The 19,676-nt window shown below is 45.0% G+C and carries 14 protein-coding genes; 9 read left to right on the plus strand and 5 right to left on the minus strand.

Annotated elements, in window-relative coordinates:
* Positions 1 to 277: 277 nt before the first annotated feature.
* The 3 genes from radA to E0H88_RS16315 all read left to right on the plus strand — a co-directional run bounded on the left by radA (position 278) and on the right by E0H88_RS16315 (position 3,397).
* Positions 278 to 1,669, plus strand: a complete 1,392-nt coding sequence (gene radA, locus E0H88_RS05860) for a DNA repair protein RadA (protein ID WP_092818674.1) — start codon at positions 278 to 280, stop codon at positions 1,667 to 1,669.
* A 114-nt stretch (positions 1,670 to 1,783) separates the two neighbouring features.
* The gene (locus E0H88_RS05865) at positions 1,784 to 2,743 is read left to right on the plus strand and encodes a Tim44 domain-containing protein (protein ID WP_092818675.1); all 960 of its coding nucleotides are present in this window, start codon (positions 1,784 to 1,786) and stop codon (positions 2,741 to 2,743) included.
* Between the two features lie 138 nt (positions 2,744 to 2,881).
* Entirely contained in the window at positions 2,882 to 3,397 is a 516-nt protein-coding gene (locus E0H88_RS16315; protein ID WP_092818676.1) for a tetratricopeptide repeat protein, read from the plus strand.
* 52 nt (positions 3,398 to 3,449) lie between these two features.
* Here E0H88_RS16315 and E0H88_RS05875 read toward each other — a convergent pair whose 3' ends face one another.
* Positions 3,450 to 3,974, minus strand: a complete 525-nt coding sequence (locus E0H88_RS05875) for a cysteine peptidase family C39 domain-containing protein (RefSeq protein ID WP_131273448.1) — start codon at positions 3,972 to 3,974, stop codon at positions 3,450 to 3,452.
* Between the two features lie 224 nt (positions 3,975 to 4,198).
* On the opposite strand from E0H88_RS05875, the gene ahcY reads away from it, so the two are divergent.
* The 6 genes from ahcY to E0H88_RS05905 all read left to right on the plus strand — a co-directional run bounded on the left by ahcY (position 4,199) and on the right by E0H88_RS05905 (position 14,070).
* Positions 4,199 to 5,581 (plus strand): adenosylhomocysteinase, encoded by a 1,383-nt coding sequence (ahcY, locus tag E0H88_RS05880; protein ID WP_092818678.1) that lies wholly within the window; start codon positions 4,199 to 4,201, stop codon positions 5,579 to 5,581.
* Positions 5,582 to 5,730: 149 nt separating this feature from the next.
* Positions 5,731 to 6,567, plus strand: coding sequence for a methylenetetrahydrofolate reductase [NAD(P)H] (metF, locus tag E0H88_RS05885; RefSeq protein ID WP_131273449.1), 837 nt, complete (start codon positions 5,731 to 5,733; stop codon positions 6,565 to 6,567).
* A gap of 30 nt (positions 6,568 to 6,597) precedes the next feature.
* Positions 6,598 to 7,314 (plus strand): 16S rRNA (uracil(1498)-N(3))-methyltransferase, encoded by a 717-nt coding sequence (locus E0H88_RS05890; RefSeq protein WP_092818680.1) that lies wholly within the window; start codon positions 6,598 to 6,600, stop codon positions 7,312 to 7,314.
* 170 nt (positions 7,315 to 7,484) lie between these two features.
* Positions 7,485 to 10,346, plus strand: coding sequence for a bifunctional diguanylate cyclase/phosphodiesterase (locus tag E0H88_RS05895; protein WP_131273450.1), 2,862 nt, complete (start codon positions 7,485 to 7,487; stop codon positions 10,344 to 10,346).
* Positions 10,347 to 10,491: 145 nt separating this feature from the next.
* Positions 10,492 to 12,771, plus strand: a complete 2,280-nt coding sequence (locus E0H88_RS05900; protein WP_092818682.1) for an NADP-dependent malic enzyme — start codon at positions 10,492 to 10,494, stop codon at positions 12,769 to 12,771.
* Positions 12,772 to 12,852: 81 nt separating this feature from the next.
* The gene (locus E0H88_RS05905; protein ID WP_131273451.1) at positions 12,853 to 14,070 is read left to right on the plus strand and encodes a multifunctional CCA addition/repair protein; all 1,218 of its coding nucleotides are present in this window, start codon (positions 12,853 to 12,855) and stop codon (positions 14,068 to 14,070) included.
* 438 nt (positions 14,071 to 14,508) lie between these two features.
* On the opposite strand, the gene epmA is transcribed toward E0H88_RS05905, so the two are convergent.
* From epmA to E0H88_RS15880, 4 genes are all read right to left on the minus strand, one after another.
* Positions 14,509 to 15,489 carry an EF-P lysine aminoacylase EpmA gene (gene epmA, locus E0H88_RS05910; protein ID WP_131273452.1) on the minus strand — a complete coding sequence of 327 codons (981 nt, stop codon included), beginning with the start codon at positions 15,487 to 15,489 and terminating at the stop codon, positions 14,509 to 14,511.
* Complete coding sequence (locus E0H88_RS05915; protein ID WP_131273453.1) at positions 15,486 to 16,553, minus strand: 4-phosphoerythronate dehydrogenase; 1,068 nt, start codon at positions 16,551 to 16,553, stop codon at positions 15,486 to 15,488. Before E0H88_RS05915 ends, epmA begins: the two co-directional genes overlap by 4 nt.
* A gap of 476 nt (positions 16,554 to 17,029) precedes the next feature.
* Complete coding sequence (locus E0H88_RS05920) at positions 17,030 to 18,715, minus strand: ShlB/FhaC/HecB family hemolysin secretion/activation protein (RefSeq protein ID WP_131273454.1); 1,686 nt, start codon at positions 18,713 to 18,715, stop codon at positions 17,030 to 17,032.
* 3 nt (positions 18,716 to 18,718) lie between these two features.
* Positions 18,719 to 19,676 (minus strand): YDG domain-containing protein (locus E0H88_RS15880; protein WP_252151993.1); only part of this gene is annotated, 958 nt, incomplete at its 5' end.

Below are 19,676 nucleotides of genomic sequence, written 5' to 3' on the forward strand. Positions count from 1 at the left end.
TTCGTCTCTTAATTTCGTGTGATAAAAGTAGCTCAAATTAAAATAAATAAATAAAGTTTTTTGAGCGTTTGTTAAATATTTTTCAAGTGCGACTCTGTTTTTGTCGCTTTTTCATCCACTTTCGGTCCATTTTGTATCCCTTTTTTGCATTTCCCTTCAATTTAGCAGTTTACGTGCCAAGATAAAATTTGGCGAGATTATATTCAAAAAATTGTATTTCCATACAGCTATTGCTACATTCTTCATCCATCTTCTGATTTATATAGATACCACTCAAATGAGCAAAGTCAAAACTGTTTACCGTTGCGAACAATGTGGAACTGACCATCCGAAATGGGCGGGACAATGTTCAGAATGTGGTGAATGGAACAGCCTGCTCGAAGTCACTCTTGCACCCGCAACAACACACCGTGCCCAGCCTAAAATGGGCGGCGGCTATGCTGGTCAGGCAGCAACCATCACCACCCTGAATAAAGTTTCTGTTTCACATGAAACACGCTTGGCTACGGGGATAGGTGAATTTGACCGCGTTCTGGGCGGTGGTCTAGTCACCGGGTCAGTGGTTCTGATTGGCGGGGATCCCGGAATTGGCAAATCCACCATCCTCTTACAAACAGCGACGCATATGGCAGCTGCCCAGAGTTCTGCACTCTATGTGACCGGTGAGGAATCACTGTCGCAAGTCGCTTTGCGCGCCCATCGCCTGGAGCTGCCAACTGAACATCTTAAAGTCATGGCGGAAACCTGTGTGGAACGCATCTGCGAAGTGCTTGCACAAGAACGCCCTGCCGTGGCCATTCTGGATTCGATTCAAACCCTATATACCGAAACCTTGCAGTCGGCACCGGGTGGCGTTTCGCAAATTCGTGAATCGGCAGCTTTACTGACCCGTTTTGCCAAAAATAGTGGCACGGCGCTGTTCATTGTGGGTCATGTGACCAAAGAAGGCGCATTGGCAGGACCGCGTGTACTGGAACACATGGTCGATTGCGTATTGTATTTTGAAGGACAATCCGACTCACGTTACCGGATGATCCGTGCCGTGAAAAACCGTTTCGGGGCAGTCAATGAACTGGGGGTGTTTGGCATGACCGATAAAGGCTTGCGTGAAGTGGCTAACCCGTCCGCCATCTTCCTGAGCCGTTATGATGAAGCCATTCCCGGTTCGATTGTAATGATCAGCCGCGAAGGCACCCGTCCACTGTTGGTTGAAGTACAGGCGCTGGTGGATGATGCGCATGGACAACCGCGTCGTGTGGCGCTTGGTCTGGAACAGAACCGCCTGAACATGCTGCTGGCTGTCATGCACCGTCACGGCGGGGTGCAAACCTCGGGGCAGGATGTCTATGTCAACGTTGTTGGCGGTTTAAAGATTACCGAAACCGGTTCAGACCTGGCCGTTTTACTGGCTTGTGCATCCAGCTTACGAGGTAAAGCTCTGCCACAACAACTGGCAGTATTTGGTGAAGTGGGTTTATCGGGCGAAATCCGTCCGGTGCCGAATGGTCAGGAACGCTTAAAAGAAGCCATTAAGCATGGTTTTAAATACATTATTTTGCCGCGTGGCAATGCACCGCAAAAACCAGTCCCGAATGTACAGATCATTTCAGTAGCACGTTTGCATGAAGCCTTGACGGAAGCGATGAACTTGAGTGAAGAGCTGGCTTAAGCTTAAACACATGAAAGGTTATGTAAAAAAAATCATCAATTTGATATTGAAATTCGGGGAAAATGCCTGCATAACTATAAGGCTATAATTTACTTTTTTATTTAGGAAAAATCGATGGAAGTTCGACAGCGTGGTTTGATGGCCGGTATTTTAATGGCAGCTATGGTGGTTGCACCAATGGCCGAAGCAAAACGTGCAGGTGGCGGTAAAAGCCATGGCATGAGCCGTTCTGCTGCCCCAACCCAGTCTTACCAACAACCGCGTCAAGCTACTCCTGTTCAACAACCTGTTGCCCCTACCCAGCAAAAATCGGGTTCAGGTGTAGGTAAAATGGTTGCTGCTGGTGTTGCTGGTGCTGCAGTTGGTGCGGTAGCGGCAAATGCTTTAGCAGACGACAAAGCTGCAAGTGAAGCACAAACGCAGCAAGAGGAAGAAAAAGGCGGCATTCCGGGCTGGATCTGGATTCTTCTGGCAGCAGCAGTCGCTTTCTTCTTGTTCCGTAAATTCGGAGCAAAAAAAAAATTAGCCAATAACCCTTATGCGCCAAATAATGCGGGTAACACAGCGCCGTTTGGTCAGCAAACTGCAGCACCACGTACTTCAAATGACAGCACCAACATTTTTGGTCAGTCTGTAGGTGGTTCTGCAGGTGCAGCAACTCAAGCGCCTTTTGGTGCTGCTTCAACACAAAGCGGCAACCAGCTGCCAGACGGTACTGAACCTGCTGCTTTCCTGCGCGTAGCCCGTCAGCGCTTCAACCATATTCAGTCTATGAATACAGCAAGCAATATTGCTGAAATTCAGCGTTATTTAACGCCGGACCTGTATCAGTCCATGTATAACGACATTATGGCGAACCAAGACCAGGACGTTGCCGAGTTCTCTAACCTGAATGCCATGGTGGTCGATTCTGCAACTGAAAATGGTCAGTACATTGTTAGCGTACGTTTCACTGGTACAGTAAGCGAAGACTTAAATAGCTTGCCACAACCATTTACTGAAATCTGGCACTTTGTAAAACCTGCCGGTTCTAATCAAGACTGGTTGGTTGCCGGTATTCAGCAAGAAAGCTAAGTGTTAGTGAACACCCTCTGTGCTAAATGCACTGACATGAGTGGATGTTTTTAGTCGCGATACTGTAAAAGCCAATCTTCGGATTGGCTTTTTTATTTCATTCCTTTTAGGCTATAGCAAAAGTTTTTGGATATAGGTATGTCTAACCGAATTTCCCCACCTGCCTCGCTGATGAATTTAGCCATTACAGGAAATGCAAAAGCGCAATTTGAACTGGCTGAGCTGTATATGCAAAGCGAGCATGATGATGACATTATTCTTGCCGAAGAATGGGCGCTAAAAGCCGCAGAAAATGGCAATGTTGAAGCCATGTACTGGCTGGGTGAAGGTTATACGGTTTATGCCAAAGACCTGGCTGAAGAAGACCCGGAAGAATCTAAAGCCCATTTTGAACTTGGCTATTACTGGCTGAGCAAAGCCAATATGCAAAAGCACCCTGCTGCGACCTTAGAATTGGCGAGTTATTTCCGCCGTGGTGATGTGATTGAAAAAGATGTGGCCAAGTCCGTATCTTTGGTCAAACAGGCTGCTGAATGGGGTGAAGTTCAAGCCATGCGTGATTTGGCCTTTATCTATGAAAATGGTCTAGGCATAGAAATAGATGAAGAAAAAGCGGATTTCTGGACTGAAAAAGCACAAGCAGCTGAAAAATAAATTGAAAAAGCCCATTATTTTATGGGCTTTTGTTTTATACATTTTTTAAATATTAACGCTCGATATCATCATTTACTTCGACAACAATCACTTGTCGACAAATTCCCTCTACTTGACGTTGCTGCTCAAAAACTAAAGCAGGCATCGCATCGAAACTGTCAAAGAAACAGATTTCATCTTCATTGACATCATAAACAAGGGAATGATTACCCACACCTTCCAAGGTATCGTAATAAACAATCACAAATTTATTTTGCTCAAAAGCTTGCTGGATTTGCTGATAATTTAACGCATGAAGAATGGGTAAATTCAGCTGTTCAGCTTCCTGATAACTGAGTTTTTCACTCTCCTGAAGATCAGGGTCAGGATCGGTATAAAACTGCACATGAAAACCAAACTTTTTCAGACCGACAGCTAAGCCGATTGTCGTCGTGCCATTTTCTGAATCATATCCACACACCTCTACCAGCTGCTGAATATCGGCATCAATCCCTAAATGTTGCAGCAACATCCATACTGCAAAAATACCGCCATTTGCTTCCAGACGGGCTAATTCTTCAGGCATTTCTAAAGCCATAATAAAAACTCAAAAACATGATTGTGCTGATAATAATCAATTTCAGATTGGAACAAAATCAATTTCCAAGTACAATACTTCGCTAGTCGAGGGATGCTGCGACGTTTTACAGGTACCAAATGTAAAAGCGCCAGGCTCGACGATCGGTCTATCTTTTTCTAGACAGACCAACAACGGCATCCGCGAACTGAATGATCAATTTTTGTTTTTATAAGGAGATCGTGATGAACGCGGTTAATGCTTCATTTACAGATTATAAAGTTGCCGATATTTCCCTAGCTGACTACGGTCGTAAAGAAATCAAGCTTGCTGAAGCAGAAATGCCAGCGCTGATTGGCTTACGTAAACGCTACTCAGCAGCAAAACCACTTGCAGGCGCGAAAATTCTCGGCTGTATCCACATGACCATTCAAACTGCTGTTTTAATTGAAACATTAGTTGAATTGGGCGCTGAAGTTCGCTGGACTTCTTGCAACATCTTCTCTACTCAAGACCACGCTGCTGCTGCAATTGCTGCACGCGGTATTCCTGTTTTTGCCTGGAAAGGTGAAACTGAAGAAGAATACATGTGGTGTCTTGAACAGCAAATCAATGTCAATGGCAAACCTTGGGATGCCAACATGATTCTGGATGATGGCGGTGACTTGACTGCTCTTGTTCATGAAAAATATCCTGAACTGATTGCTAAAATCCACGGTGTAACTGAAGAAACCACCACGGGTGTGCAACGTCTTTATGAAATGTTACGTGACGGCACTTTAAAAGTTCCTGCAATCAACGTAAACGACTCAGTGACTAAGTCTAAAAATGACAACAAATACGGTTGCCGCCACTCTCTAAACGATGCGATCAAACGCGGTACTGACATGTTGATGTCTGGCCGTCGTGCATTGGTGATTGGTTATGGTGACGTAGGTAAAGGTTCTGCTCAATCACTTCGTCAGGAAGGTATGATCGTACGTGTTACTGAAATTGACCCGATCTGTGCGATGCAAGCATGTATGGACGGTTACGAAGTGGTATCTCCATACAAAAACGGCGTACAAACTGGCAAAAAAGAAGACATCAACCTTGACCTTCTTCAAAATACTGACCTGATCGTAACAACTACAGGTAACTATCACGTATGTGATTCTGCAATGTTAGATACATTAAAAGCAGGTGCAGTGGTTTGTAACATCGGTCACTTCGATACTGAAATTGATACCAACTACTTACGTGGCTACAAATGGGTTGAAGTTAAACCTCAAGTTCACCAGGTGTATCGTACAGAAAATGAAAACGATTACCTGATCCTTCTTTCTGAAGGCCGTTTGGTGAACCTGGGTAACGCAACAGGTCACCCATCACGTGTGATGGACGGTTCATTTGCCAACCAGGTATTGGCTCAAATGCATTTGTTCGCTGAAAAATTTGCTGATCTTCCTGAAGACCAGAAACAGGCTGCGATTCGTGTAGAACTGCTTCCTAAAAAACTGGACGAAGAAGTTGCTGCTGCAATGGTTGCCGGTTTCGGCGGTGTCTTGACTCAATTGACTCAAGAACAGGCAGATTACTTAGGTGTGCAAGTTGAAGGTCCGTTCAAATCTGAGACTTATAAATACTAATTAATTCATCCCTCTCCCTAACCCTCTCCCATAGGGAGAGGGAATATTCGTTACAAAATGAATGTTATTGAGGGTAAGTCCTCTCCTTTCAGGAGAGGATTTAGGAGAGGTGAAAAATATAAATAAGTATTTATAAAAAGGATTTAAACATGTCTAAACAGATTCCGATTTCCTTTGAGTTCTTCCCGACCAAAACTGATGCTGGTGCGGAAAAACTTAAAGTGGTTCATCAAGAACTTCAACTGCTTAATCCAGAGTTTTTCTCTGTGACCTATGGGGCAGGCGGTTCTACACGCGAACGTACATTATCCACACTGGCTGATTTCAATGGTAAAGGTACGCCTGTCGCCCCTCACCTTTCATGTATTGGTGATAGCAAAGAGCGTATTGCAGAATTGCTGGATTTGTACAAATCGCAAGGTATTAATCGTATTGTGGCACTGCGTGGTGACTTGCCTTCAGGTCAGGTTGGCCTGGGTGAATTGCCTTATGCACAGGACCTGGTTCGTTTTATCCGCGAACATTCAGGCGATCACTTCCAGATTGAAGTGGCCGCTTACCCGGAAATGCACCCACAGGCAGAAAACTTTGATAAAGACATTCAACACTTTATTGAAAAAGCCAATGCTGGTGCCAATGCCGCTTTAACCCAGTTCTTCTTTAACCCGGATGCCTACTTCTACTTTGTAGATCGCATTCAAAAACAAGGCGTGAATATCCCGGTAGCGCCGGGCATTATGCCAATTACCAATGCCAGCAACCTGATTCGCTTCGCAGATGGTACCGGCGCGGAAATTCCACGCTGGATTCGCAAGCAATTGGCCACTTATGGCGATGACACGGCAAGCATCAAGGCCTTTGGTCATGAAGTCGTAGTGAAATTGTGTGAACGCCTGCTTGCAGGTGGCGCACCGAGCTTGCACTTCTACACCATGAATGCCACAGATCCGACACGTCAACTCGTGACCGATCTTGGCCTAGCTTAACTTTATAACTGATTTGTGAGTAATACTTAAATGCCGCGTTTTTATATTGAAGCTGATTTGGCAGTGGATATGCATGTTGAATTAACCGAAACGGTTTTTCATCATTGGGTCAAAGTATTACGTGCACAAGCCGGTGAGAAAGCCACCTTGTTCAATGGACAGGGTGGTGAATATGAAGTTACGCTTATTGAAGTCGCAAAAAAATCAGCCCGTGTTTCTGTCGATTCCTTCAATCCGGATGACCGTACTCCAGCTTTTAGTACCCTGCTTGGACAGGTGATGAGCAAAGGCGACCGGATGGATTATGCCATTCAAAAAGCCACTGAGCTTGGAGTATCCAAAATCCAGCTACTGACTTCTGAACGCTGTGAAATGCGCCTTAAATATGATCGCGACCAAAAGAAAATCGATCACTGGCAAGGCATCGCCATCGCGGCTTGTGAACAATGCGGCATGAACAAGGTTCCTGAAGTGTTAGCGCCTGTATCTTTACAGGACTGGTTAGCCAGTGAACTTCCGACCACAAAACTGGTCCTTGCTCCCAATAAAGATCAAGTGAATGTGCTAGAAAATGTGACACAAGACATTGTGCTATTAATTGGACCTGAAGGTGGTCTAAGCGAAGCCGAAATACAATTATCCAACAATGCAGGATTTATAAACTGGTGTATCGGCAATCGCGTATTACGTACAGAAACGGCGCCGATCGTTGCTTTATCTATTTTAAATTATAATTTAACTGTATAGTTCATCAGAATTTGGATGAATAGCCCCACATTTGATTGATTTTTTTTAATAACATTATTAATCTTGATTTGAAGTTACAAATGTATATTTAAAATACAATTTAGGTTTTTAAACCCAGCCAATATTTATAAAGTAATTTTTCGCAAAACAATAATAAGGTTTTTGCTTATATGTCAGATATTCAAGACGAGTATATTAAACAGCATGTGAGTGCTTCACAAATTAACAATACGGTTCGGCTTAGCCGCTTCTTTATTGTCAGTATTTTGATTGTATCGGCATATGTTTATGGCATTTACCAATTTTATTTTGCAAAACCTTCTTTCTATTTCAATCTTTGGTTTATAGGCACTGAACTTTTGTGTTGCCTGTGTTTGCTGATTAACAGTGTTTATTTTAAACCCGATCAATTTTCCTTAGCTCATGCACATCGCTGGCTACAGGTTCAAAACTTAGTGATTGGCAGTTGTATTGCTTCTGGCATGGGCCTGGTTTATTACTATCTACCTCTATACAACCCTGCTTTTAGTCATGTTCATGCTTTAATTTTGTCAGCACTATTACTGATTGTGAGCCAGGCATTTGCACTGACCTTTTTAACCCAGCGCTTAACCTATTTTTGTCTGGCCTTTATACCTGCTATTTTTCCTTATCTGACCTCACAATTTATCAGCACAGAAACATCGGATCCTTTATTCCATCTAACCATTAATTTTGCACTGATTGTCATTTTATTATGCGCCAATATCACCTCGCGTATTCATCAGCGTATTTCTGCACTTTATTCGAAAAACAACCGTTTAGTTGAAAATGCCAAACAACAGGTGTTATGGACGGATGAATTATGCAGACAATTGCAAGCTGAAATTAATAAATCAAAAGATATAGAGCTGCAATTACAATTAAACAATCAGCTGTTGGAACAAAAAGTTAAAGAACGAACCGCTGATATTGCCAAAATGAATGCCGATCTGGAAAATCAGCAACAGAATCTGGTCTTGGCGCATGAAATTGCCGGACTTCGCCCATGGGACTGGAATATCAAAGATCGTGAAATTCTGGTGACGGACTCGAAACAGCAAAAGATCCTGAAGCCCTCTAAACTGCATCATTATCAGCTGCAAAATATTATTCATCTGGATGATATTGAACAGTTCAAGCATGCAATGAAACAGCATTTACGGGGTCAGTCCCCCCTTTATGAAGCAAGCTATCGAATTCAGAACAGCAACGGCAAGTGGAAATGGGTACATGATATTGGCCGGGTCATTGCGCGTGATCCGGTCAATAAAAAGCCGTTACGGATGGTGGGTATCCGTCGTGACATTCATCAGGAACGTACCGATCAGGAACGCTTAAAATTAGCTGCCAGCGTACTTCAGCAAGCGGCTGAAGGCATTTTTATTCTTGATGATCAGCTATGCTATATCGATGTCAATCCTTTCTATGAACAGCTCACCGGCTTTACTCACCAGCATATTATTGGCAAGAATTTATTTGATATTACGGCGAATCATAAATCGCAACAAAGAAGCAGCCACTACTCGATTCTTCAGCAGCTGGGAAAAATCGGTGAGTTTGATGGTGAACTGCATGAAGAATTCCTTTCCGGTAAAGAACAGACCATCTGGATGCACATCAATGCCATTACCGATGAGCAGAACCGTGTTACCCACTATATCGGGATCGTTTCCGATTTAACTGAACGCAAACTGCAAGAACAACGTTTGTCTTACTTAGAGAATTACGATCCTTTAACAGATTTACCGAACCGTTTTTATTACAACTACCAATTACACCAATATTTAGTCAGTCAACAGGATTCAATTAAGCAGCTGGCCGTGATTCGTTTGAATATCGACCGTTTCAGACCTTTAAATGAATTTTTAACCAATAGCGGCGGCGACGAGCTGTTACGCCAAGTTGCACAGAGACTGCGACTGACCAATGCCGAAGCCTTATTTGTGGCACATCTGAATGGCGATGATTTTGCAATTGTGTATGAAATTTCACCTATTCACCTGTCGATTCAACAACACTGTGAGCACATCAGCAAGGCTTTCTCCTTACCGTTTAACATTTTCGGTCAGGACCACATTATTACTCTGTCCATGGGCGTTGCATTCTATCCAGAAAATGGACGCCAGCTGGATTATCTGAATAATTGCGCTGAGCAGGCCTTGGCTGAAGCAAAAAACCTGGGCGGCAATACCTGTCGTTTTTATTCCAATAACAATACCGCTTTAATTGAGCAAGGCATTTATCTGGAACGCGATTTGCGCCATGCCATCAATAATAATGAGCTGATCGTTTACTATCAGCCGAAAATTAATTTCAGTGATCGAAATATTTACGGTTTTGAAGCCCTGGTTCGCTGGAATCATCCAAGCAAGGGAATTATTCCACCGAACCTGTTCATTCCCCTGGCAGAACAGACCAGTTTAATTTCGGATATTGGCCGGATTGTGATTCAACAAACTGCCAAACAAATCCGCTACTGGAACAATATCGGCTTTGACAATATTTGCGTATCCGTCAATGTGGTTGCACAGCAACTACAACGCGGACAGTTGCTGGAAGACCTGGATCATGCCATCCACACCTATAACATTTGCGGTTCCAGCCTCGAACTTGAAATTACCGAATCATCGTTACTGGAAAATTCGGTTACGGTGAAAAACCTGTTGAATGAAATTAAAAAACGTAAAATTCACATTTCGCTCGATGATTTTGGCACAGGCTACTCTTCCCTGGCTTATCTTGCCGATTTTCCAATTGATATACTTAAAATAGATCGCAGCTTTGTATCCAAAATCGGACAAAACAAACAGGAAGCCATTGTCAGTGCCATGATTGCCATGGGCAAGGCCATGGGTATGATGGTCGTTGCAGAAGGCATTGAAACCAAGCAACAGCTAGAGTATCTGCAAGACCTGGAATGTGATATTGCTCAAGGTTTCCTCTTTTCCAAGCCGCTTCCTGAAAAAGAAGCAACCACATACCTGGAACAGCACCGACTTATACCTTCTTGATATAAGTCAACCTCTCGCCCCCCTAACTTTGCTTGAAAAAGACACATCCGCGACTGTGATAAGGTCGCAACAAATGTTATATTCGATGGAACCAAGCAGAAACCAGCATCTTTGCTGAATTACTCCAGTAACATACGAGATACAGATGGAAGATCAATCTTTAAAACAACAGGCATTGTATTATCACGAATTCCCAACACCAGGAAAAATCAGCGTCACGCCTAGCAAGCAACTGGTCAACCAACGTGACTTAGCGCTTGCCTACTCTCCAGGTGTTGCCGCACCATGTTTAGAGATTGAACGTGATCCTTCAACTGCTGCCCTTTATACGGCTCGTGGTAACCTTGTGGCCGTTGTCAGTAATGGTACAGCTGTTCTAGGATTAGGCAACATTGGCCCTCTAGCCTCTAAACCTGTGATGGAAGGTAAAGGCGTACTGTTCAAAAAATTCGCCGGTGTCGATGTATTCGATATTGAAATTGCTGAAAACGACCCTGACAAAATTGTCGATATCGTGGCTGCGCTAGAACCTACTTTTGGTGGTATCAACCTTGAAGACATCAAGGCACCAGAATGTTTCTATATCGAGCAAAAGCTTCGTGAACGCATGAACATTCCAGTGTTCCATGACGACCAGCATGGTACGTCTATTATCGTGGGTTCTGCACTTCTAAACGCATTACAGTTAAACGGCAAAAAAATTGAAGAGATTAAAATTGTCGCTTCAGGTGCAGGCGCAGCAGCACTGTCTTGCTTAAATCTTCTTTGTGCCCTGGGTGCTAAAAAAGAGAATATCATCGTTGCCGATTCACGCGGTCTGTTAACCACTCAGCGTGAAGGTCTGGATGAATCTAAAAAAGCCTACGTGCAAGACATCACCGCGACTCAGCTCGGTGAAGTACTTGAAGGTGCGGATATGTTCCTGGGTCTGTCAGCTGCCGGTATTCTCACCAAAGAAATGGTGAAAACCATGGCTGCCGATCCAATTATTTTTGCCTTGGCAAACCCGGATCCAGAAATTCTGCCTGAACATGCGCATGAAGTTCGTGATGACGTGATCATGGCAACCGGCCGTTCAGATTATCCAAACCAGGTGAACAACGCACTTTGCTTCCCTTATATCTTCCGTGGTGCACTTGACGTTGGCGCAACCACCATCAACGAAGAAATGAAGATTGCCTGTGTACATGCCATTGCGCGCATGGCACATGTTGAAGCAGATGCCGCATCGTATGGTGAAAAATCAGCATCATTTGGCCGTGATTATTTAATTCCGCGTCCATTGGATCAACGCTTGATTCTTGAAATTGCTCCTGCAATTGCACAAGCAGCGATGGATTCTGGCGTAGCAACCCGTCCAATCAAGGATTTCTCTGCATACCGTCAACGTCTGTCTGAGTTTGTGTATAACTCTGCATTCATGATGAAACCAATTTTTGCTCAGGCGAAAACCGATCCTAAGCGTATTGCCTATGCTGAAGGTGAAGACCTGCGTGTACTTCGTGCCGTACAAATTGCGGTGGATGAAGGCTTGGCTAAACCGATTCTGGTTGGTCGCCCTGCAGTGATTGAAGCAAACATTAAAAAATTGGGTCTACGTCTTGAAGATGGTGTAAACATCACAATCATCGACCAAGAAAAGAATCCACATTACGAAATGTTTGCTGATGACTACTACAGCATCATGCAACGTAAAGGTGTAACACCGGAATATGCACAACGTGAAGCGCGTCGCCGCTCTACCTTAATCGCATCTATGCTGGTCAAACACGGTCTTGCAGACGGTATGTTATGTGGTACGTATTCAAGCTACGACATCCACCTGGACTTTGTAAGCAACGTCATTGGTAAGAAAGAAGGTCATAACACATTCTTCACGCTGAATGCCTTAATGCTTGAAGACCGTAACCTGTTCATTGCAGATACCTATATCAACCGCAACCCGACAGCTGAACAGCTTGCTGAAATGACCATTCTGGCTGCTGAAGAAGTACGTCGTTTTGGTGTAACACCACGTATCGCGCTTCTCTCTCACTCAAGCTTCGGTAGCGACCAAGATGACTTAAGCGCGCAAAAAATGCGTAAAGTATATGACATCTTGTCTGAAATCGCGCCTGAACTGGAAGTTGAAGGTGAAATGCACGGTGATGCGGCGCTTGACGAAAATATCCGTCAATTCGCATTCCCGAATTCGCGTTTCAAAGGTTCTGCAAACTTGTTGATTATGCCAAATCTGGATGCAGCCAATATTTCGTTTAACCTGTTGAAATCAACTTCAGGCAATAACGTCACCATTGGCCCTATCCTGTTAGGTGCATCTAAACCTGTCCACATCCTGACACCAACTACGACTACACGTCGTCTGGTGAACATGACAGCATTAACCGTTGCTGAAATTCAGGAAAACGAAAAGTCAGCACTTTGATTTAGTCCGCTAGATCACATTTTGTGACTTGAGAAAACCTCTATTCTGTAGCATGATTGCTTGAAGAATAGAGGTTTTTTCATGCAAGTTTATTTAGTAGGCGGTGCGGTTCGAGATCACTTGCTCGGGCATCCCTATCACGAAAAAGATTATGTTGTGGTCGGTGCAACACCGGAACAACTTCTTGCTCAGGGCTATCAGCCGGTGGGTAAGGATTTTCCTGTATTTATACATCCAGAAACAAAAGAAGAATACGCACTGGCACGTACTGAACGTAAATCCGGTCATGGTTATCACGGTTTTGAATTTTATACAGACTCAAGCGTCAGCCTTGAAGAAGATCTGATCCGTCGTGACCTGACCATCAATGCCATGGCCATGGATCATGATGGCAATATTTACGATCCATATCATGGCCAGCAGGACCTGGAACAACGCATTCTACGTCATGTTTCGGATGCCTTTGTCGAAGATCCGCTACGTGTGCTGCGTATTGCCCGTTTTGCTGCACGCTATAAAAGTTTAGGCTTTAGCATAGCGGAAGAAACCCTCACTTTAATGAAACAATTGGTGGAATCAGGCGAGCTCAATGCGCTGATCCCGGAACGCGTCTGGAAAGAAACTTCCCGTGCGCTGATGGAAGAGCATGCCGATGAATACTTTGCTGTTTTACGTGCCTGTGGTGCGTTAAAAGTCCTGTTCCCGGAGCTGGATGCTTTATACGGTATTCCACAGCGTCCTGAATATCATCCGGAAATTGACAGTGGCATTCATACCATGATGTCCTTACAACAGGCCTGTAAAGCCAACTATTCTTTAGATGTGCGCTTTGCTGTGCTGGTGCATGACTTGGGCAAGGCCTTAACACCGACTGATGAATTACCGCGCCATATCATGCACGAAGAACGCGGGGTAAAACCGGTGACTGAGCTCTGTGACCGTCTGAAAGTCCCGACCAATACCAAACAGCTGGCGATTGCGGTCTGTAAAGAACATTTAAAATGCCATCAGGCTTTAAGCCTGAAACCGGGTACTTTATGGCGTTTATTGCAACGTCTGGATGTGCTGCGCCGCCCTGAACGTGTTGAAGCGTTTATACAGGCTTGTGAATGTGACTCCCGTGGCCGTTTAGGTCTGGAAGATCGTGAATATCCGCAGGCAGCTTATGTACTTGAGGCAATGGAGGTGGTACGTAATATCAAGGCACAGGATTTACCGCCTGATATTCAGGGACCCGATATTGGCGAAATGCTGATTGAGCGTAGAATCCAAGCCATTGCAGAACTGAAAGCTCGGTAAGTTGCTGTAGTGGGGTAGATATCAACAGTATCCAAGGATATTGTTGTCCCATAATTTGATTAAGGACTATTTTTTGAGAAAATAGTTAATTCAAATCACCCTATTTAAGTTAGAAGCTTTCACTGCCGCAATTTTTCAATAAAATTGAAAGGCATTTGTGTAGGCGATGTCTTACTTTTGAGAGGCCAAAAGTAAGCAAAAGCCTTTATTACCCATACAGTAACGTCCTTGTTATGATGGGTAACGTGTGGCATCCTTGCCACACTCGTGTATCCACAGCCTACTTAAATCAAACTCTGTAACACTAATAACCTGAGGGCTCTTTTTTGATCCCTATCAATCTCCCTAAATCCCTCTTTTCCAAAGAGAGACTCCCCCTTTCATAAAGGGGGTTAGGGGGATTTTCAGGAGGTCAACTAATATAAGTAATCACTTAAATCAGGAAACATCCGCCGGGAAAGCAATCACTTTTTCAAGTTTCATTTGCTCAGTTGCCACCATCAGCAAACGGTCTACACCCAAAGCAATACCAGAACACTCTGTCATGTGCGGTAATGCAGCAAGCAGATATTCATCAATCGGCATAACATGTAAGCCCAGTTTTGCACGTTCGGCATTATCCGCTTCAAAACGGGAACGTAGTACATCGGCATCAATCAGCTCATCATAAGCATTGGCCAACTCCAGACCTTCGATATAGAGTTCGAAACGTGCCGCAACCAGTTCCCCATCTTCATCAACTTTGGTTTTTGCCAATGACGCCAGTTCGGGTGGAAAATCGGTTAAAAATACTGGCGTGTCAAAACCCAGGCTCGGTTCAACAAAGTGTGAAAATAACAGGTCAATATAACCCAGGCGATCATCACCCAAGTCCAGATTGAGACCAACCCGGTTACAGCAATCTTTCAGTTCTTTTAAGCCGGCTTGTAATGGATTGATATTCAAACGTTCCATAAAGGCATGCTTATAACTTAAAATGGTTGGACGGACTTCTCCAAACCGGGTTTTAAGGGTGACATTTAACAGGTCCGTGACTTCAAACATCAAATCTTTCAGGCTGAAGCCGGGACGATACCATTCCAGCATGGTGAACTCGCTATTGTGTTTACGACCATGTTCGTCATCACGGAAGACTTTGCAGATTTGATAGATCGGACCGCTGCCACTGGCCAACAGCCGTTTCATGGCAAACTCGGGCGAGGTTTGCAGATAATGGGGCTGCTTTTTGCCGTGTACATGTCGCTGTGCCTGGATTGAGGCCAGATGTACATCCGTCACTCCCGCTTGAGACAGGATTGGCGTTTCAACTTCCAGTACATTCCGTTCGGCAAAAAACTGCCGGATCTGTGCATAGATTTTGGCCCGTGCCTGCATGGCCTTTAAATCACAAGTCGGTTGATAAGCAATAGATTGACTCATGCCTTCGGTCCCCCATGTGCGGCCCATTCACGGCGTAAGGGATAAGTTTTACGCAAATAATCAAAGGCTTTTTGATCAACCTTGCCATCTTTCAGGCAGGACCTTAAGTTCGCATCATCCCGGGCAATATCATAGATTTGGGTTAAATGCTGCTTTAACACCGCCTTTAACTCACGGTCTTTAAAATATGGCTCACAGATAGGCAATTGCGTTTCAAATTGCTTTTCAGCCGGATAATGAAAGGTTTGGCAGAATGCATCGTAGATCATTTGCGTACCGCGTGCCTTGCCTTCCAGGCTATAACCCGCGATATGCGGCGTGACCAGACGTACCAGATTTAACAGTTGTTCTGATATTTCAGGTTCATGTTCAAAGACATCGAGAACCACTGCACGCTGGGTCTGTTGAATATCGGCAATTAAAGCCGATTCTTCGACCACCGGGCCGCGTGCCGAATTAATTAAAATCGCTGCAGGTTTCATTTTCGCCAAAGCTGCAGCATTGATGAGATGGTAAGTCGGATGATTGCCTGTTTTGATCAATGGCACATGGATTGATATGGCATCGGCTGTTTTCAATAATTCTTCCAATTCAACTTGCTGCACATGTTCGCGCTGCACAAAGGGATCATGACCAATCACCTTCCAGCCCAGAAGCTTTGCCATAACAGCCAGACGCGAACCGACATTGCCCAGACCGACAATACCTAAAGTAAAGCTGTCATTGGCATCCAGCAGTTTAGGTTTTAAATACAATAAAGCGCTAATCACATATTCCGCAACGGCCTGCGCATTACAGCCGGCGGCATTCGACCAGGCAATGTTATGTTGTTTTAAAGCAGTTATATCCAGATGATCGGTGCCTATGGTCGCGCTGCCGACAAATTTTAATTTTGTGTCCTGAACCAGCTCAGCATTGACTTTGGTCACAGAACGCACCAGTAATGCTTCTGCATCTTTCACATCCGCATGGGTTAAGGTTCGCCCTGCAGCCTGCTGAATTTCTCCAAAATCCGCAAAGAAATATTCAGTAAATGCCAGATTTTCATCTGCGACAATTTTCATAGCGCGTTCCAATGACTTGAAGACCGCTATAATAACGCTTGAAGCGAAATCTGACCATGCAAGCAGGTATTATTGGCCAATAAATCAACTTGATAAAAAAGACCGAATTTATTCAAATTCGGTCAAAACAGGAAGCGATTAAATGTCCAGCAGATGAATTAAGCCAGCTCACCATCAATTCTCCATTAATAATACCCTGGACGTTAAGCACTTTAATTTATCACCGGTTTGCGGCCGTTCAATTTTGATGACTCCAGTACCCTAGCCTGCCAGAATTAGTTCGCATTACGGGCTTATTCAGCCCTATCCTTCCAAAATGTGTAGACCGAACTTATCTCTCCTGTTCTTTCCAGTAAGCCAGATAAAACAAGGCCCTTTCTATGCGGAAAGGGCACTTTGATCGCTCTTGATTTTTATCAGTCTTCAGATGAATTTACACTCTGGATGAGCCATAGCGTAAATTCAGTCATGTCTGATCAGAAATATTTACGGATACTGAGCCAATACTGGTGATCATCCCGGTCATCCAGCTGACTTGGCGTATTTCCTATCGGAAAGGCCACTTCGGCATTGGCCTGGATATTCCATGCACTGCTCCAGTTCAAGCCCAGCCCGGCACTGCTGAGCCGCGCTGTGTTCTCTCCAGTCACCCCTGTCCATTTTTCTGCATTCAGGGTCACTTCTGCCGTATCCACAAAGACTTTTCCACCCACCTGATGTTGGGCATCGGCAAATAAGCGCTGTCTGAGTTCCGCCGTCGCATAATAGCCCGTTGATCCGGCAAACTGGCTCGATTCATAACCGCGAACGTTGAATGGACCGCCCCCCAGATATTGTTCTGCACTGTCCAGGTTATACGGGCTATATTGGCCATACAGGCCCAGATAGCCCTGCGTGCCTTTGCTGCCCAGATTCTGCAAGCGCGAAAGGTTCAGGCTGGCCGTATAATAGTCCCCCGCGGTATGGGCCGTTTGTGCATCCAAAGCAGCCGCATCGGCATTTTTGAATTTTACCCGGCCAAAGCTGGTGGATGCGCCATATTGAGTCAGCCCACCACCCATCAAGGTATCAAATTGCGAACCATCCAGCCGTGCTGTCAGTACATCAATATCACGGTGTTTAAAATATTGATTCAGGTTGATGTCATCTTCCAGCTGTTTATGGTCATATTGCAGGGTGAACAGCACTTCAGCATTATTGGTCAACAATGCAGGCTGACTGATAAATACGCTGCTTTGTGCGGCATTTCCCTCTGCACCCAGGGTTTTCAGTTCTTTACCCAGTTCATAATCCAGATAGGAATAACTCGCCCCAGCCCGTGTGCCCATGCCGGTAAAGGTAAAGGCATAACCCACCCGGCCATAGTTCATGCGCTCTCCGGCAGTCATGACATCAAGGCTGAGTTCATCCCCCAGACCGGCAAGGTTATAGGCAGAAATTCCTGCATTAGCCCGGGCACGACCGGTGTATTCATTACCAAAGTTATCCGCTCCGACATAGCCGCCCAGCAGGGCGCTATTTTCAGCTTGCACATTCAGCTGGCTGCTGCCAACGGTTGCTCCAGGCGTGAGGACATTGCGGGTAGTTACCCCTTTTAGGCGATTGAGCAGTTTAAGCTGTTGCTGCATTTGATCGCTGTTGATGCGTTCACCCTGTTTCAACGGGGCAACGGTGTGTTGCACCAGCCAGTTCTGAGTACGGCTCTGGTTATTGATGACGGTTTGGTCATAATAGGCTTCCAGCACTTGAATGCGGACAATGCCCTGACTCAGGTTTTGCTGCGGCAGATAGGCACGGCTATAGGCATAGCCGTGCTGCTGATAATACTGGGTGATGCTTTGTGCCACCTGCCACAGCTGATTCAGGTTCAGCTGCTGGCCTTCTGCATCGGCAACCAGCTGATGCAGCTGGGCTGTACTGAAGCGGCTGTTGCCGGATATTTCAATTTTCTGTACCGAAACTTGTATGTCCGTAGCAGTCGGTGCCGTTCCCACAGCCGGGCTGTCTACCTCCACCGCAGCTTGCGGTTCTGGTATTTGTCCCTGTTGCTGCTGTTGCAATAACTGTCCGGCATTCGGTGCTGGTGCAGCCTGACTGCTGGTCGCGCATAAAGCTAAACATGCACCAATGGATAAAGCCAATAGGTTCAGTTGTGGTTTCATCAATTAGTGCTCCCCTGCAAGTGTCTGGATGCCTGAGGTATTTACCCCACCCTGGCGTAATTCAATGTTGACTGTATTTAGTGCATTATTGGTTTCTGGTAAGTAGCGTGGACGTCTGAGTTGGATCGCCTGTAAATAAGATGCGGATATCATCGGCTGAATGTCTGCCGTAGTCAGCGCTGTGGTATTAACTAGGGTGTAGTTTTGCGCATCTGCTCCCCCTAAGCGTAATCCTGTGATATTAACAGTTTTGCCAACACCTACATTTTTATCGCTAAAGTTAGCTGTAGAGTTGGCTACAGTTAAGTCATCGCCAGCAACCATACCCGTAAAGCCTGCTGCAGCGGTATTTAAGCTCGCAACTGTTGTGCCGTCATAGACTTTATTGTTGGCTGTAATGCCAGTCACCTGATCAATTTGGGCTTTGGCAATATCCAAGGATCCATCTACAAAAGTCAGCTCGTAGTTGTCATCTGTACCCGTTACCTTGTTAGTATATGTACCAGCATTTCGAGCACCTACAGAAGCACTGACATCTTCAAGCACAGATTCATCTTCACCATTGACCAAGCCAGAAGCGGTAAAACCTGAAACCGTTTGGTTTTGTCCGTTATAGGTAGTGGCTAAACTATTTGCTGTCACCGTAATGTCTTTTTTAGCAACAATCAATTTTCCGTTGCTATAGCTAATCGTGTAGTTGTTCGCATCAAAGGTACCCCCTGTAGCATTGCTGGCAGTGATTGCATATGCCGCTCCACCATTAACACCCGCTGTCGCAGCCGAACCTGTACTGTTTAGGCTAACCTGACCAACCGTTTCTCCATTTTGCAGCCCAGATGCGCTGAATTCCGTTCCATTGAATGTCTTGGTTTCACCATAGGTTTTGCCTGCATCATTGGCCGTAATCGTCAGTGCACGTGGGCTAACAATTAAATTGCCGTTGCTATAGCTAATCGTGTAG

Source organism: Acinetobacter sp. ANC 4216, assembly GCF_004331195.1.
Lineage (GTDB): Bacteria > Pseudomonadota > Gammaproteobacteria > Pseudomonadales > Moraxellaceae > Acinetobacter > Acinetobacter kookii.

Coding starts and splice junctions, on each gene's coding strand:
- E0H88_RS05875 (WP_131273448.1), bottom strand. CDS start 3,974: ATGGCTTTAGAAATGCCTGAAGAATTAGCCCGTCTGGAAGCAAATGGC.
- ahcY (WP_092818678.1), top strand. CDS start 4,199: ATGAACGCGGTTAATGCTTCATTTACAGATTATAAAGTTGCCGATATT.
- E0H88_RS05900 (WP_092818682.1), top strand. CDS start 10,492: ATGGAAGATCAATCTTTAAAACAACAGGCATTGTATTATCACGAATTC.
- E0H88_RS05905 (WP_131273451.1), top strand. CDS start 12,853: ATGCAAGTTTATTTAGTAGGCGGTGCGGTTCGAGATCACTTGCTCGGG.
- E0H88_RS05895 (WP_131273450.1), top strand. CDS start 7,485: ATGTCAGATATTCAAGACGAGTATATTAAACAGCATGTGAGTGCTTCA.
- E0H88_RS05920 (WP_131273454.1), bottom strand. CDS start 18,715: ATGAAACCACAACTGAACCTATTGGCTTTATCCATTGGTGCATGTTTA.
- epmA (WP_131273452.1), bottom strand. CDS start 15,489: ATGAGTCAATCTATTGCTTATCAACCGACTTGTGATTTAAAGGCCATG.
- E0H88_RS05915 (WP_131273453.1), bottom strand. CDS start 16,553: ATGAAAATTGTCGCAGATGAAAATCTGGCATTTACTGAATATTTCTTT.
- radA (WP_092818674.1), top strand. CDS start 278: ATGAGCAAAGTCAAAACTGTTTACCGTTGCGAACAATGTGGAACTGAC.
- E0H88_RS05890 (WP_092818680.1), top strand. CDS start 6,598: ATGCCGCGTTTTTATATTGAAGCTGATTTGGCAGTGGATATGCATGTT.
- E0H88_RS16315 (WP_092818676.1), top strand. CDS start 2,882: ATGTCTAACCGAATTTCCCCACCTGCCTCGCTGATGAATTTAGCCATT.
- metF (WP_131273449.1), top strand. CDS start 5,731: ATGTCTAAACAGATTCCGATTTCCTTTGAGTTCTTCCCGACCAAAACT.
- E0H88_RS05865 (WP_092818675.1), top strand. CDS start 1,784: ATGGAAGTTCGACAGCGTGGTTTGATGGCCGGTATTTTAATGGCAGCT.